The sequence below is a fragment of the Roseovarius aestuariivivens genome, assembly GCF_004761875.1.
GTDB classification, from domain to species: Bacteria; Pseudomonadota; Alphaproteobacteria; order Rhodobacterales; family Rhodobacteraceae; genus Roseovarius; species Roseovarius aestuariivivens.
Window position 1 is genome coordinate 327,595 of the sequence record NZ_SJEY01000003.1, and the last position, 14,198, is coordinate 341,792.

15 protein-coding genes are annotated in these 14,198 nt (G+C 63.6%); 8 read left to right on the top strand and 7 right to left on the bottom strand.

The window, feature by feature from the left end; genetic code table 11:
- Positions 1 to 7: 7 nt before the first annotated feature.
- The 4 genes from ctaD (at position 8) to folP (ending at position 4,657) form a co-directional block, all read left to right on the top strand.
- A complete protein-coding gene (gene ctaD / locus EZV60_RS07110) occupies positions 8 to 1,681 on the top strand; it encodes a cytochrome c oxidase subunit I (RefSeq protein WP_135503736.1) in 1,674 nt (557 codons plus the stop codon).
- A gap of 89 nt (positions 1,682 to 1,770) precedes the next feature.
- Entirely contained in the window at positions 1,771 to 2,352 is a 582-nt protein-coding gene (locus tag EZV60_RS07115) for a hemerythrin domain-containing protein (RefSeq protein WP_135503738.1), read from the top strand.
- Between the two features lie 346 nt (positions 2,353 to 2,698).
- On the top strand, positions 2,699 to 3,628 hold the full coding sequence (locus EZV60_RS07120) for a dihydroneopterin aldolase (RefSeq protein ID WP_135503740.1): 930 nt from the start codon (positions 2,699 to 2,701) through the stop codon (positions 3,626 to 3,628).
- A gap of 9 nt (positions 3,629 to 3,637) precedes the next feature.
- Positions 3,638 to 4,657: a dihydropteroate synthase gene (folP, locus tag EZV60_RS07125; protein ID WP_135503742.1), complete on the top strand. Its 1,020-nt coding sequence runs from the start codon at positions 3,638 to 3,640 to the stop codon at positions 4,655 to 4,657.
- A 54-nt stretch (positions 4,658 to 4,711) separates the two neighbouring features.
- On the opposite strand, the gene EZV60_RS07130 is transcribed toward folP, so the two are convergent.
- The gene (locus tag EZV60_RS07130; RefSeq protein WP_135503744.1) at positions 4,712 to 5,662 is read right to left on the bottom strand and encodes a DMT family transporter; all 951 of its coding nucleotides are present in this window, start codon (positions 5,660 to 5,662) and stop codon (positions 4,712 to 4,714) included.
- Between the two features lie 104 nt (positions 5,663 to 5,766).
- Here EZV60_RS07130 and EZV60_RS19055 point away from each other — a divergent pair, with 104 nt between their 5' ends.
- Positions 5,767 to 5,928, top strand: coding sequence for a hypothetical protein (locus tag EZV60_RS19055; protein ID WP_167853479.1), 162 nt, complete (start codon positions 5,767 to 5,769; stop codon positions 5,926 to 5,928).
- A 58-nt stretch (positions 5,929 to 5,986) separates the two neighbouring features.
- On the opposite strand, the gene ilvC is transcribed toward EZV60_RS19055, so the two are convergent.
- Positions 5,987 to 7,009 carry a ketol-acid reductoisomerase gene (ilvC, locus tag EZV60_RS07135; RefSeq protein WP_135503747.1) on the bottom strand — a complete coding sequence of 341 codons (1,023 nt, stop codon included), beginning with the start codon at positions 7,007 to 7,009 and terminating at the stop codon, positions 5,987 to 5,989.
- Between the two features lie 129 nt (positions 7,010 to 7,138).
- Here ilvC and EZV60_RS07140 point away from each other — a divergent pair, with 129 nt between their 5' ends.
- Complete coding sequence (locus EZV60_RS07140; protein ID WP_135503749.1) at positions 7,139 to 7,594, top strand: Lrp/AsnC family transcriptional regulator; 456 nt, start codon at positions 7,139 to 7,141, stop codon at positions 7,592 to 7,594.
- Complete coding sequence (locus EZV60_RS07145; protein WP_135503751.1) at positions 7,591 to 8,061, top strand: Lrp/AsnC family transcriptional regulator; 471 nt, start codon at positions 7,591 to 7,593, stop codon at positions 8,059 to 8,061. Before EZV60_RS07140 ends, EZV60_RS07145 begins: the two co-directional genes overlap by 4 nt.
- On the opposite strand, the gene EZV60_RS07150 is transcribed toward EZV60_RS07145, so the two are convergent.
- The 4 genes from EZV60_RS07150 to EZV60_RS07165 all read right to left on the bottom strand — a co-directional run bounded on the left by EZV60_RS07150 (position 8,058) and on the right by EZV60_RS07165 (position 11,437).
- Complete coding sequence (locus EZV60_RS07150) at positions 8,058 to 9,167, bottom strand: Hint domain-containing protein (RefSeq protein ID WP_135503753.1); 1,110 nt, start codon at positions 9,165 to 9,167, stop codon at positions 8,058 to 8,060. The genes EZV60_RS07145 and EZV60_RS07150 overlap by 4 nt on opposite strands.
- A gap of 112 nt (positions 9,168 to 9,279) precedes the next feature.
- A complete protein-coding gene (locus EZV60_RS07155; RefSeq protein ID WP_135503755.1) occupies positions 9,280 to 10,482 on the bottom strand; it encodes a UbiH/UbiF family hydroxylase in 1,203 nt (400 codons plus the stop codon).
- A gap of 22 nt (positions 10,483 to 10,504) precedes the next feature.
- The gene (locus EZV60_RS07160) at positions 10,505 to 10,696 is read right to left on the bottom strand and encodes a hypothetical protein (RefSeq protein ID WP_135503757.1); all 192 of its coding nucleotides are present in this window, start codon (positions 10,694 to 10,696) and stop codon (positions 10,505 to 10,507) included.
- A 93-nt stretch (positions 10,697 to 10,789) separates the two neighbouring features.
- Positions 10,790 to 11,437 (bottom strand): pyrimidine 5'-nucleotidase, encoded by a 648-nt coding sequence (locus EZV60_RS07165; protein ID WP_135503759.1) that lies wholly within the window; start codon positions 11,435 to 11,437, stop codon positions 10,790 to 10,792.
- 125 nt (positions 11,438 to 11,562) lie between these two features.
- Between EZV60_RS07165 and EZV60_RS07170 the strand changes: the two genes are divergently transcribed.
- Positions 11,563 to 12,213 carry a GntR family transcriptional regulator gene (locus EZV60_RS07170; RefSeq protein ID WP_135503761.1) on the top strand — a complete coding sequence of 217 codons (651 nt, stop codon included), beginning with the start codon at positions 11,563 to 11,565 and terminating at the stop codon, positions 12,211 to 12,213.
- On the opposite strand, the gene EZV60_RS07175 is transcribed toward EZV60_RS07170, so the two are convergent.
- Positions 12,187 to 14,121, bottom strand: coding sequence for a glycosyltransferase (locus EZV60_RS07175; RefSeq protein ID WP_135503763.1), 1,935 nt, complete (start codon positions 14,119 to 14,121; stop codon positions 12,187 to 12,189). The genes EZV60_RS07170 and EZV60_RS07175 overlap by 27 nt on opposite strands.
- Positions 14,122 to 14,198 lie beyond the last annotated feature (77 nt).

The window sequence follows — 14,198 nt, forward strand, 5'->3', positions numbered from 1 at the left end:
GCACTCAATGGCAGATGCAGCCATTCACGGCCATGGACACGAAGACAACCGCGGGTTCTTCACCCGTTGGTTCATGTCCACGAACCACAAGGATATCGGGATCCTCTACCTGATCACGTCGGCGGTCGTCGGCCTGATCTCGGTGGCGTTCACGATCTACATGCGCCTGGAGCTCATGGAGCCCGGCGTGCAGTACATGTGCCTCGAAGGTGCACGGTTTACCGCCGCCGCTGCGGGCGAATGCACACCCAACGGGCATCTTTGGAACGTGATGATCACCTATCACGGCGTCCTGATGATGTTCTTCGTCGTGATTCCTGCGCTGTTCGGCGGCTTCGGCAACTACTTCATGCCGCTGCAGATCGGCGCGCCGGACATGGCCTTCCCGCGCATGAACAACCTGAGCTACTGGCTCTATGTGGCAGGTACTTCGCTTGGCGTGGCTTCGCTTCTGGCGCCGGGCGGCAACGGGCAACTGGGGTCGGGCGTGGGCTGGGTGCTCTACCCGCCGCTTTCGACCACCGAGGCCGGCATGTCGATGGATCTGGCGATCTTTGCCGTGCACGTGTCGGGCGCAAGCTCGATCCTGGGCGCGATCAACATGATCACCACCTTCCTCAACATGCGCGCCCCGGGCATGACGCTCTTCAAGGTACCGCTCTTTAGCTGGTCGATCTTCGTCACGGCGTGGCTCATCCTGCTGTCGCTGCCGGTTCTGGCGGGCGCGATCACCATGCTTCTGACCGACCGGAATTTCGGGACGACCTTCTTCGATCCGGCCGGCGGCGGGGACCCGGTGCTTTACCAGCACATCCTGTGGTTCTTCGGCCACCCCGAGGTCTACATCATCATCCTGCCCGGCTTCGGCATCATCAGCCACGTGATCGCGACCTTCGCGCGCAAGCCCATCTTCGGCTACCTGCCGATGGTCTGGGCGCTGATCGCCATCGGCTTCCTCGGCTTTGTCGTATGGGCGCACCACATGTACACCGTGGGCATGTCGCTGACCCAGCAGTCCTACTTCATGCTGGCCACGATGGTCATCGCGGTGCCTACAGGCGTGAAGGTGTTCAGCTGGATCGCCACGATGTGGGGCGGCTCGATCGAGTTCAAGACGCCGATGCTCTGGGCATTCGGCTTCCTGTTCCTCTTCACCGTGGGCGGTGTGACCGGCATCGTGCTGAGCCAGGCCGGGATCGACCGCGCCTACCATGACACCTATTACGTGGTCGCACACTTCCACTACGTGATGTCGCTTGGGGCCGTCTTCGCCATCTTCGCGGGGATCTACTTCTACTTCCCCAAGATGACCGGCAGGATGTACCCGGAATGGGCCGGTAAGCTGCATTTCTGGACGATGTTCCTCGGCGCAAACCTGACCTTCTTCCCCCAGCACTTCCTGGGCCGTCAGGGCATGCCGCGCCGCTATATCGACTACCCCGAGGCCTTCGCGGTCTGGAACTGGTGGTCGTCGATCGGTGCGTTCATCTCCTTCGCGTCGTTCATCTTCTTCTTCGGTGTCATGTTCTACGCCGTCTTCCGCGGCTCCCGCGTGACCGAGGCGAACCCGTGGAACGAGTACGCGGACACGCTGGAATGGACCCTGCCCTCGCCGCCGCCCGAGCATACGTTCGAGCAGCTGCCGAAGCAGGAAGACTGGGACAAGTCTCCGGCGCACTAAGCCCCGGCTGACAATTCAAAAAACCAAAGGCCCCGGAACCCCCGGGGCCTTTTCTTTCAAAGCTGCATTTGCCTCCCCAACTGTCCGTGATGACTGATCTTTCGACCCATTCGCTCGACGAGCTGTGCCTGAACGAAGCCGCCCGCCCCAAGGCGCCGCCAGTCCCCGAGGCGACGGGACAGCACCGACGACAGGGCCGGCAACTGGCCGCCATTCACCGTCACTATCTGAACGAAATGGCCCAGATCGGCGCAGTCCTGACCAAAATCGAAGCCGGCGATGCCCCTCCCGAACACCTCAAGCGGATCGTCCTGTCGCTCGACATGGCCGAGAACATGCGCCTCTTCGGGTCGCTCTGTGGTCGAGAGTGTCAGGTGTTGAAGTTTCACCACGACATCGAAAGCGGCGACATGTTCCCCAGGATCGAGGCATCAGGCGCAGGCAGGTTCAAAGCAATCATCGCCAAGCTAAGGGCCGAACACGACGTCGTGCACGAGCTGATCATCCGTCTGGGCCGTGCGGCGGATGCCTTGGTCGACGACCCGTCGCAGGAAAATTTCGCGCAGACCGCCACCACATTCCGCAAGCTCGAAGAAATCGTGCGCTCTCATTTCGGCTACGAGGAAGACGAACTGGCCGAAGCCATTGGCTACTACCTCGGAGAGATTTGAAATCCCTCGGTCCAGGTCCACGAACTTGAGCCTGCATCGCGCCAAAAGGATGTTGCGAAAGCCTTACCATACCGTTTCGCTTCAAGGGCGGTGACAATCTGGAACGGGAAACGACGTGATGGCCGCGAAGACCGGGCAGGACAGGCGTGATGGCGCTGCAAACCCCTGCCCGAGTTTTGTACAAAATGGACAAACGCGGTCTGAAACCTGATACAATTTGTACAAATCCCGCGCCGTTTCCCCGCTTGAACCCGCTGCCGCGTCCCGCGCCTTTCCGGTCGCATTCACCCTTCCCTGACAGCGCCGTCACATGCTACTCCGGCCTCAGACTAGGGAGGACCATCCGATGCCTAACGAAATTCGCCTCGCGTTCGAGCACCCGTCTGCCCGCGCCGACGCCACCGCGCCGGACGGGCCGCTGGACAGAATTTCCGTTAGAGATCATGTGATTGAGGTCGAGATCGGCGCCTTTCAGGCCGAGCGCGGCATCACACAGCGCATCGCCTTCAACGTCGTGGTCGAGGTCCGCCCCCTGACCGGCACGCTGGACGACGATGTGGACCGCATCCTGAGCTATGACCGCGTCACCGACGCCATCGCCGCCGAACTGGCCGCCGAGCGCCTCAACCTCTTGGAAACATTGGCCGAAAGGATCGCCGAGCGTATCCTGTTGGAACCCCAGGCGGTGCGCACATTCGTGCGGATCGAGAAGCTCGACCGCGGCCCGGGCGCCCTTGGCGTCGAGATCGTGCGTTCCGTCGAGGACCTGAAAACCAAACCGATCGCACATCATCCCAGCACCACGCCCCACCCCCACGTCGTGTTTCTGACCAATTCCGCCATCCGCTCGCCCAATCTCGCGCGGTGGCTGGACCAGCTCGAAGCCCGCAAGGAGCCGGTAATCCTGTGCGTGGGGCATGCCGATACCCCAAGCCCCAAGACCGGCCACCGCATGACACAGCGCCGCGTCGACCTTCTGGCACTTGAGCAGAACGCATGGATGTTGGCAGGTCGCGATGACCGCTGTGTGGTTGTCGGCAGCCGCACGGAACTCGACTGGGCGATGAAAAACGGACAGATAAGTGTCTGGGCGCCCTCGAAAATTGTCCTCGACGCCGTGGATGGCCCCAAGTCCGGACCTGATGATCCAGTGGCGCTCGCTGCCTGGTTTGCGGGGCATATGGAAGCCTCCGATCTTCTGCTGATTGGTGTCGCACCCCCGGCCAATCCGCCTGTTCCGGTCCTGATCCAGGACATCGCGCAAAGCGGTCTCTGACGTCGCACGATGCCCTATTACCGCCCGATCCCGCAAACCGATGTCGCCCGGTCCGATGATGCTCTGCCGCTTGCCGGTGGGTGGTGCTGGTTTGACCGCGTGGAAGAAATCCACCGCGATGCCCCCTCGCGCCTGATCCCAGTGCAAGACGTTCCGAAGGACGCGCTGGAGCGTCTCACCCGCCCCCGCGCGCCGATATCTGGCCTTGCCTTCGACACACCGAAGATCATGGGCATCCTCAACGTCACGCCAGACAGCTTTTCCGACGGAGGAGAGCATTTCGCCCCCGACGCGGCTCTCTCCCACACGCGGGACATGATCGCGCAAGGCGCTGAAATCATTGATGTTGGCGGCGAATCCACCCGTCCGGGCGCACAGGAAGTCTCGGTAGAGGAAGAGATCCGCCGCACCGCGCCGGTGATCGCCGCGATCCGGGCCGAGACCGGCATTCCGGTCTCCATCGACACCCGTAAGGCGACCGTGGCGAAAGCAGCGCATGAGGCCGGGGCGTCGCTCGTCAATGACGTGGCCGGATTCACGTTCGACCCGGCCCTGGCGCCATTATGCGCCACGCGGGCGTTGCCGGTCTGCGTGATGCACGCGCAGGGCACGCCGGACATCATGCAGAACGACCCGCGCTATGACAATGTTGCGCTGGATGTCTTTGATTTCCTTGCCGAAAGGATCGAGACGCTGACCGCGCTCGGCATCCCGCGCGGAGCGATCATTGTCGATCCCGGCATCGGCTTCGGCAAGACACTGGAGCATAATCTGCAACTTTTGCAGAACCTTGCGCTGTTCCACGGCCTTGGCTGTCCGATCCTGCTCGGCGCCTCGCGCAAACGTTTCATCGGCACGATCGGCGGCACGGAGGAGGCGCGCAACCGCGCGCCGGGCTCTCTGGCCGTCGCCCTGGCCGGGATCGCCCAAGGTGTCCAGATACTACGCGTTCATGACGTGGGCGCGACGGCGGAGGCCTTGAAACTGTGGCAGGCCTCGGTACTGGGGCAGCTTCCCGCCGGGACGTGATTTTGTACAATTCGTACATCCCCGACACCCCGCTTTGTCCAGTTTGTACAAACCTCAGCGCGCCGGTCTGCCCCGCCGCATCCGCGCGCCAAAGACCCGCTGCAAGGCGCCCAGCTGGCTGAGCGCCACCCCACCCAGAATCAGCGCCAAACCAAGATAGAGGCTGGGCGAAAGCGCCTCGTTCAGAAGCACAGCGCCAAAGATCACCGACCAGACCGGCACCATGTAGTTCACGAGACTCATGAAGCTCGGGCCTGCGTCGCGGATGACCTGCACGAGAAGAATCTGCGCGACGCCGGTTGGCAAAAGACCCAGATAGAGAAGCGCCAGCACCGGAACCCAATCCACCTGCCCGGGCCAGCCCTCGACCCAAAGCGCGTAGGGCGTAAAAAGCAGTGCTGCCACCAGCAGCACACCCGCCGCAAGCGAAAGCCGGTCCACGTCCGGACAGCGCCGGGTAAAGATTGACCCTGTCGCATAGCAGAGCGCCGCGCCGACGCAGGCCAGCCGCGCCAGACCTTCGCGCTCCGCGCCCGTCTCGGCGAAGGCGCCGGGCCCGATCAGAACGATCACACCGATCGTGCCGAGGATAAACCCGACCGAGCGGCGCAGGCTCATTCGTTCACCGGGCACGAAAAGATGCGCCAGGGGCAGCACGAAAAGCGGCACGACCGCCATCGTCACCCCGGCAAAGCCCGACGCGACAACCTGTTGACCCCAACTGAGCAAAAAGAACGGCAGCGCGTTTGAAAAGACCCCCATGGCAAGGATAAAGACCCAAAGCCGCCCCGCCCCGGACCCGTGCCGGCGCGGCAGCCCGCGCCCCGTCGCGAAGCACAAGGTCAGCAGAAAAAGCGCGCCGAGACAGAGCCGCGCGGCCACGACACTGAGCGGTCCGACCCCCTGCAGAGAAACGCTGACCGCCATGAAGGATGCGCCCCAGATCACCCCGAGTGCGCCGATCCTGAGCCAGTTCACCGGCGCGATCACGATTGCCTTTTCCATCCCGTTCAATCCTTTGGCGCAACCGAAGCGTGTCAAAACGTCTCGTTTGCGTTGCCCGGTCGGGCATAGGGCCTACCGTTCTTGCCAACAAGAGGAGAAGCCCAATGGAAACCTATGGTGTTATCGGCCTGTCGGTCATCACTTTCGTAATCGTGCTGTTTCTGGCCGCACGGAGCAAAAAGAAAACGCAAGAGCGGATGGCAGATCCGAACGCGGAAAAAAGCGCGCTGGCCAAGGATGGCGACTCGCACAGCGCCGCCAATTAAATGAAAAAGAGCCGGGACATTCCCGGCTCTTTTTTTGTCGTCGGACCGACCCGGCGGATCAGTTCTTTTCCTTGTCGACCATCTTGCCGGCGGAAATCCACGGCATCATCGCGCGGAGCTTTTCGCCCACTTCCTCGATCTGGTGCGCGTCGTTCATACGGCGCGTGCCCTTGAAGAAAGGCTGGCCAACCTTGTTTTCGGTCATGAAGTCGCGCACGAACTTGCCGGTCTGGATGTCGTGCAGGATCGCCTTCATCTCTTTCTTGGTGCGCTCATAGGGCAGCACGCGCGGGCCAGAGACGTATTCGCCATACTCGGCCGTGTTCGAGATCGAGTAGTTCATGTTGGCGATGCCGCCCTCGTAGATCAGATCGACGATCAGCTTCACCTCGTGCAGGCATTCGAAATAGGCCATCTCGGGCGCATAGCCTGCCTCGACCAGGGTCTCGAAGCCCATGCGGATGAGCTCGACCAAACCGCCACACAGAACGGCCTGCTCGCCGAAGAGGTCGGTTTCGCACTCTTCCCGGAAGTTCGTCTCGATGATGCCCGAGCGCCCGCCGCCGATGGCCGAGCAATAGGAAAGGCCCAGTTCCAGCGCCTTGCCGGACGCATCGTTATGCACGGCCACAAGGCAGGGCACGCCGCCGCCCTTGGTGTATTCGCCGCGCACCGTGTGACCTGGGCCTTTTGGGGCCATCATGATCACGTCGACGCCGGGCTTCGGCTCGATCAGCCCGAAATGCACGTTGAGGCCGTGGGCAAAGGCAATCGCCGCGCCTTCGCGGAGGTTGTCGTGCACGTATTTGTGGTATGTCTCGGCCTGAAGCTCATCGGGCATGGTGAACATGATCAGATCGCACCAGGCCGCCGCCTCGGCGATGCCCATGACCTGCAGCCCTTCACCTTCGGCTTTCTTGGCGCTGGCCGAGCCTTCGCGTAGGGCGACGGCCACGTTCTTGGCGCCGCTGTCGCGCAGGTTCAGCGCATGGGCGTGGCCTTGGCTGCCGTAGCCCAGGATGGCCACTTTCTTGTCCTTGATCAGGTTGATGTCGCAGTCACGATCGTAATAGACGCGCATGTCTCGCTCCTCTCGGTGTCAGATGGCGGCAAGATGCGCGGAGTGGGCATAAATCTTCCTGCATTCTCCGCTGTTTTTCTCTGAATTTCGTGCTAATCATTCGCTGAATGTAAAATATGCGAAATTATCATGCTTGATGACACGGACCGGCGTATATTGCGCCAGTATCAGCACCGGCCCGAGGCCGGGCCTGCGGACCTTGCCGCGCTGGCAGGGGTGACACCCGCCACCTGCGCGCGCCGGCTGGAGCGGTTGCGCGCGGCGGGCATTCTGCGGGGCAATCATGCGGTGATCGATTGGCGCACGCTTGGCTACGAGGTGGAGGTCTCTTTGCGCATCACGCTGGATAAGACCCAAACGCGCGCCTTTGACGAATTCATGCAACAAGCGAGGATGATCCCAGAGGTTATTGAAATCCAGACATTTCTTGGTCGTGTCGATGTGCGCCTTTCAGTCATCGCGCGAGACATGGCGCATTACCAAGACATCTATCGCAGCGCGATCCTGGCCCTGCCGCATATGGCGGATATCGAGGCCCTGATGCATGTGGCGCGGATCAAGACCGACGAGGTTCTGCCGATATGAGCACGCCTGAGCTGGACCTTGATACCGTGGACCGGCAGATTTTGCGTGAGATGAGCGCGGATGCCACTCAAACGGCGGGCGCGCTGGGGCGCAAGCTGGGGCTGAGCCAGCCGGCGGCGTGGCGTCGGGTACAGCGGCTGCGCGCGGCGGGCATTCTGAAGGGCCAGCGGCTCGACCTCGACAAGGAAAGGCTGGGGTTTGGCGTGACGGTCTTTCTGGGGCTGAAGCTGGCCACCAAGGGGCGCGTCAGCCTGCAGGATTTTGAGCGCGCGGTCACGGCCATCCCGGAGGTGCAAACCGTCGAGCATATCCTGGGGCTTTACGATTATCGCCTGAGGGTCGTGGCGCGGGATATTTCGGATTTCGAACGGGTGCTCAGGCGGCGGATCATGACCCTGCCTGGCGTGGGCGACGTGGAAGCCAACGTGCTTTTGTCCGAAGAGCGCCGGCCCGGCCCGATCGGCTAGGCTGTGCGGCGCAGCGCGCGGGCCTCGAAGCTTTTGAGCGCATAGCGCGACAGGCCGTAGTCGCAGGTCCGTTCGGCGAGTTCGGGAAAGAGCGCCACGATCTCATCACGCTCTTGCGGGGTGACGGATTTGAGTGATTCCTGCCCGGGATAAAGGCTTTCGGTGGCGCAGGCCTCGGCGAAGACGATGTGATGCGCGTCGAGCAGAAAATGCCAGTACTCGACCTCGGCGCAGGGCACAATCCGGATCCCGTCGCCATCCACAAGGTGCTTGGCCGCCACCAGCACCTCGGGTTCGCCGAAGAGAAGCTCGGCCTGCGGGCCGCGCACGAGCATGCGGTGATTCTGGCTAACCCAGAGATCGCGCACATTGCCGATGGCGCCGCGCCGGATGCGCACAGGCGCATTGGCGCCGGTCCCGCGCGCCGCGGCGCCACCGATCCAGGCGATCTTCTGCGGTCCGTCATCCAGCGTGTTGACCCGGTCGCCCACGCACAGCGTTTCGATCGGCTGCGGGCCCATCGGGGTTTCAATGAGCGTGCCGGCGGCAAAGCAGATCAGGCTTTCCTCGGTCAGAATGTTGAGCGCGCTGGTGAACGCACCGTCGGCGATCTCGTCGCCGGAGATGATCCCATCGCCGTTCAGGTCGATATCCTCGTTCGTCGGCACCTCGAAGGGGCCGTTCTGCGAGGCCAGCGTGCCGAGGATGTCGACCCCGGCCACCATCGCCAGGTCGCCCAAAATTGGCGCGCCCGCATCGGTGGAGGTCAGAGTGCTGGCATCGAATTCAAGGTAGCGGTCGCCCATGGTATTGCGGCCGGTTTCGATGTCACCGCCCCCGCCGGGGGCCGCGTCATAGGTGTATTTCGGGACGTCGTTGAAGTAATCGCCGGCATTTTCATAAACGATAATTTTCGTGACCACCGATTGGTCGGTCAGCACGCCGTCGACGGTGACGTTTTCGACCACCATGACGACGACGTCGTCGTTCTCGAAGACCGCCGTGCCGTCGTGGATCATCAGCTCGCCGCCATTGCTGGCATTCGAGTTGGTCTTAGGATCGCCGATGATGCTGAATCCATTCAACAGCAGCGTGGTGTCTGCCATGCCTGTCCCGCCAATGCCTCTGGCCCGGTCTTGGCGCCGGGTCCCTTAAACTTTGAGGCATTTATCGTGCGGAATTGTGGCGGAAATAAGGCAATATTAACCCTTTCCCGGGTCAGCCGCGCGCGCCAAGTCCCAGCTGCATAAGGGTTTTGCGGACCGGACCGAGCGCGTAGAGCGCCTGAAGCCCCATCGCGCGGGCGTCGCGCAGGGCGGGTGCCGAAAGCATCGAGGTGCGGTTGAGCAGGTCGATCCCCTTCACGCGCGCCGCGACTTCCCAGTGACGGCGACGGTGGTAGGCCTTCAGCATCTCCGCCTCGCCCAGCTGGTCGGGTGCGGCGAGCGCCAGATCCAGCAACACGTGCATGTCGCCGAGGCTCATGTTGAGGCCCTGAGCGCCAATGGGCGGCACCACATGCGCGGCCTCGGCCACAAGCGCCACGCGTTCAGCCCACATGCGGTCCGCGATCTGGCTGATGATCGGCCAGACAGTACGGCGCGAGGCAAGGGTGAGCGGCCCGAAGAGATGGCAGGACCGCGTGCTCATCTCCTCTTCGAATGCGGTCTCGTCAAGCGCCGCGAGGCGCTGCGCCTCGGCGCCCTCCTCCATCCACACAACGGCCGAAGACGGCCGCCCGCCGTGATCGGGCAGCGGCACCAGGGTGAAGGGCCCGCCCGACCGGTGGATCTCGGTCGAGACATTGTCGTGCGGGATCGGGTGCGTGACGGCGAAGGCGAGCGCCTTTTGCCCGTAGCGCGTCGTCTTGACCGGCACGCCAGCGGCCTGCCGCATGGGAGAGTTGCGCCCATCGGCGGCGATCACCATCCGGCAGCGTAGTCGGGTGCCATCGTCAAGACCCACGCGCGCCTCGGTCTCGCGAGTGAAAAGCGTGCTGGCGGCGACACCGGGGCGGAACTCGACATGGCTCAGCGTGTCAAGTTGCGCCACGAGTTCGCGCCGCAGCAGCCAGTTGGGCAGGTTCCAGCCAAAGGGTTTGTCGGAAATATCGGAGGACTCGAAATCCTTGACGACGCGTGGCTCTGGCGTGTCGCCGCCCGCGTCGACGATACGCATCACCCGCAGCGGCGCGGCATGCTCGGCCAGCCGGGGCCAGATCCCGGCCTCGGCCAGCAGCGCCTGTGCCGGCTGCAGAATGGCGGTGGTGCGCAGGTCGGCGCCTTCGGCCTCGCGGTCGGTGATGGGCGGGGCAGGATCAACGCAGACCACGCGGAACCCGGCCTGCCCGAAGAGCGCCGCCGCCGACAGGCCGGCGACGCCGCCCCCGGAAATCACGATATCGCAGTCCTGCGCCGTCACGTCATCCCCCGCCTGTGCGGCCTTAGCCGCGTGAGATCCAGATCAGCATGCCCATCAGCACCGGCACCATGACAAGCGCCGGGATGTAAAGGCCGGGCACGCCCCATATCGCCACGCTGACGCCCCAAAGGACGAGCGCGACGAGCACCACCAGCAGGATGCGCAGCGCGCGTTTGGTTTCGGCGACCCTGTCTTCGTCGGAAGCTGCGGACATATGTGATCCCTTCTGTTATGTCGCCGCGATGTAGACACCGCCGGCGGGCAAGCTGCAAAGCCGCAATTCGCCGCAGTGCGCCCAAGACGCCGCTTAGACCAGCCGGGCGAGAAAGCCGGCCAGATCGTCGGTATGGTGATGGATATGCGCCGCCGACAGGGCCGGTGCGGGCGCGACATGCACGGTGCGCATTCCCATCGCATGAGGTTCGGCGAGATTGCGCGGTTCGTCCTCGAACATCGCCGCGCGGTCCGGCGCGATACCGCTCTGACGGAACACGCGGTCGAAGGCCGCCCGCTCGGGCTTGGGGCGAAAGCCGGCATGCTCGACGCCGTAGATGTCGTCGAACACGCCGGCGAGGCCGCGCTTGTCGACCACCCGCGCGGCATAGGGGCCTGTGCCGTTGGTATAAACGATCTTGCGGCCCGGCAGCGCCCGGATGCATGCGGCAAGATCGGCATCGGGGGCGAGATGGTCGAGCGAGATGTCATGCACGTCGTCGAGGAACGGCTCGGGGTCGAGACCGTGTTCGGCCATGAGCCCGGCGAGGGTCGTGCCGTGCACTTGCCAGTAGTGATCGCGCAGCCGGTCGGCCTCGGCCCGATCGACGCGCAGAAAGTCCATGACATAGGCAATCATGCGCTGCTCGATCTGGTCAAAGAGCCGCGCCGCAGGGGGATAGAGCGTGTTGTCGAGATCGAACACCCAGTCGGTGACGTGGGCGAAATCCTGTTTCGGCATCCTCTGGTCTTCCTGTTCCGATCCGGCGCCTTGCCTTGGCATTGTATACAAATGTTCTGGGTTGATTCCCATCTTCTGGAATGAGTACCGTCGCGTATCCACAAAATGTAAGGACAGGACCCGCGATGACCATAGCCGCGCCGCAAAAAGACGCCTACTCGCTTATTCTCGAGGCGATCGACATGGGCACCTACAAGCCCGGCGACAGGCTTGTGGAAAGCGATCTGGCCGAGCGCTTCGGCGTGTCGCGCACCCCCATCCGCGAGGCGCTGCAGCGGCTCGAGACGCAATCGCTTCTGACGCGCGACGGGCGTAGCCTGATCGTGGCGTCGCTCGATCACAACCAGCTGGCCGAACTTTACGTGGTGCGCGCCGAGCTGGAAGGTCTGGCGGCCAATCTCGCGGCGCGTCACGCCACCGAGGAAGAGGTGCGCGTGCTGCGCGACATGGTGGAGGACGACCAAAAGCTGAAGGGTGATCCGACCGCGATGGCGCGCGCCAACCGACGGTTTCACAAGCAGATCCATCTGGCGTCGCATAACCGGTTTCTGGTGCAGCAACTGGATCTCGTGCATCGCTCGATGGCGTTGATGGCGACCACGTCGCTGGCCGCCGATGGCCGGCCCGAGGATGCGCTGGCCGAGCATGACGCGATCGTCAGCGCGATCGAGGCGCGCGACGCCGAGGCGGCCGGAGAGGCGCTGCGGGCGCATATCTCGAAGGCCTTCGTCACGCGGCTGAAACTTGATTCAGGTGAGCTTGGCAGCGTGAGCTGAGGGGCCTTTCGCCGCGCGACCGTCGCGCCGCGGTGGCGGCGGCGCATGCGTCAGCGACAGCCCGTGACTGGTCTTGTCCCAGAAGAACGGGTTCACGATCAGCTCGTAAAGCGCCTTGTAGGCTGCGATACAGGCCAGCGGCCAATAAAGTGGCATGGTCGCAACCCAGGCGATCAGGTGGCGATGGCCGGAGCCGAAGATGGCGGCGACATTGACCGTCATGTTGATCGCCTCAAACGCAAGGAAAAGCCCCGCGCACCCCATCAGCACCACCGGCGGGACCGCCGCATCGAGCGGGTGCGGCAACCCGAAGAACACCAGCCAGAAGGACCACAGCACCGGCGCCAGCAGAACCTGGCTGACCGCGCTGACGAAATGCGCCTGAAAGCCCCAGAACTTGCGCGCGCCAAGCTGCCGATAGAGCAGCCGCGGGCGACGCATATGCACTAGATAGGTGGTCATGTACCCCTTGAGCCAGCGCGAGCGCTGCTTGACCCAGGGCCAGGGGCGGCAATTGGCCTCCTCAAAGGTGGCGGTGGCGACCATGTCCGTCCGGTAGCCGTGCCGCGCCAGCCGAAAGCCCAGATCGGCGTCCTCGGTGACATTGTGGGCGTCCCAGCCACCCAGCTCTTCCAGAGCGTTGCGGCGGAAATAGAGCGTCGTGCCGCCCAGCGGGATCGCGAGCCCCAGCCGCGCCATGCCTGGCAGCATCATGCGAAACCACGCCGCGTATTCGATGGTGAAACACCGCGCGAGCCAGTTCTGGCGTGAATTATAGTAGTCCAGCACGCCCTGCAGGCAGACCACGTCGGCCGGGGCGGCCTGAAACGCCCGGGCGACGCGGGTGATCTGGTCGGCCTCGGGCGCGTCCTCGGCGTCGAAGATGCCGACGATCTCGCCCTCGCAAAAATCGAGCGCATAGTTCATCGCACGCGGCTTGGTCCGCGGATGCCCGTCGGGCACCACGACAACCCTAATCCAGGGCGGCAGGTCGATCTGCGCCAGTGTCTGCCGCGTGAGCGCGTCTTCTTCTTCCAGCACAAGCACCACGTCCAGCAGGCATTTGGGATAGGTCAGCTGCGTGAGACGCGCGATCAGCGCATGGGCGATTTCCGTTTCACGAAAAAGCGGCACCAGCATCGACACACGCGGCAGCGGCGGTTTCAACCCGGCTGGCCCTGTGACCGACACGACTGGCCCGCCAGCGGTACGGGCGAGAAAAGACAGGAGTTTGAGCCCGCTCGACACCAAAAGCGTCAGGACTGCCCAGCCCACCATAAGGCTCAAGCACAAGGTCGGAAATACCACCGCGAAAAGCGCCACGCCAAGAAGCCCGGCGGAGATCAGCGCGATCCGTCGACGCGGCATGTGACCCCAGCTGCGGCAGCTTTCGTTTTCGGGCACACGCGCTTCCGCCGCCTCGGTCAGCTCTTCGCGGTAAAGCGCGGCCAGCCGGACCTGTACCGTCTCACGGTCCGTCACCAGCACACGCGCCTGCGCCAGCTCCTCGGGCAGACGGGAACGGGCCGCCGCAAGCTCTGACAGGGCGCCGCACACCAGCGCCGGCTTGCCGTCGCGGTCCCGCACCGGCAAAACCGCATGTTTGATCAAGATCCGTGGGTCGCACTCCGCATCGAGCGGCGCGAGATCGGCAAGGTCCGCGTCAGAGAGAGAACGCGATCGGTTGAGACGCGCCTGTGCGGCCAGTACGGTCTCGCGGTCCAGCACCCCTTCGGACACGAGGATCCGGTCAAGCGGCGCGGCGCAATGCCGTTGGACCATGCGCGCAAGGGCGGCGGAGTCGGCATCGAGCACGCCACGTCGAACGAGGTCACCATCGAGCGCCCCCGGTCCGTCGAATATCTCTTGCCCCTGCGCCCCCAGTTGGCGCAGTTCCGAGATGCCCATGGCCTGTCCCTTCGTCCCTGTAACAAAGGCACCTTGCGCCCGCCAAGGTTAACAAGCCGTAAACAAGTTCTTAACGC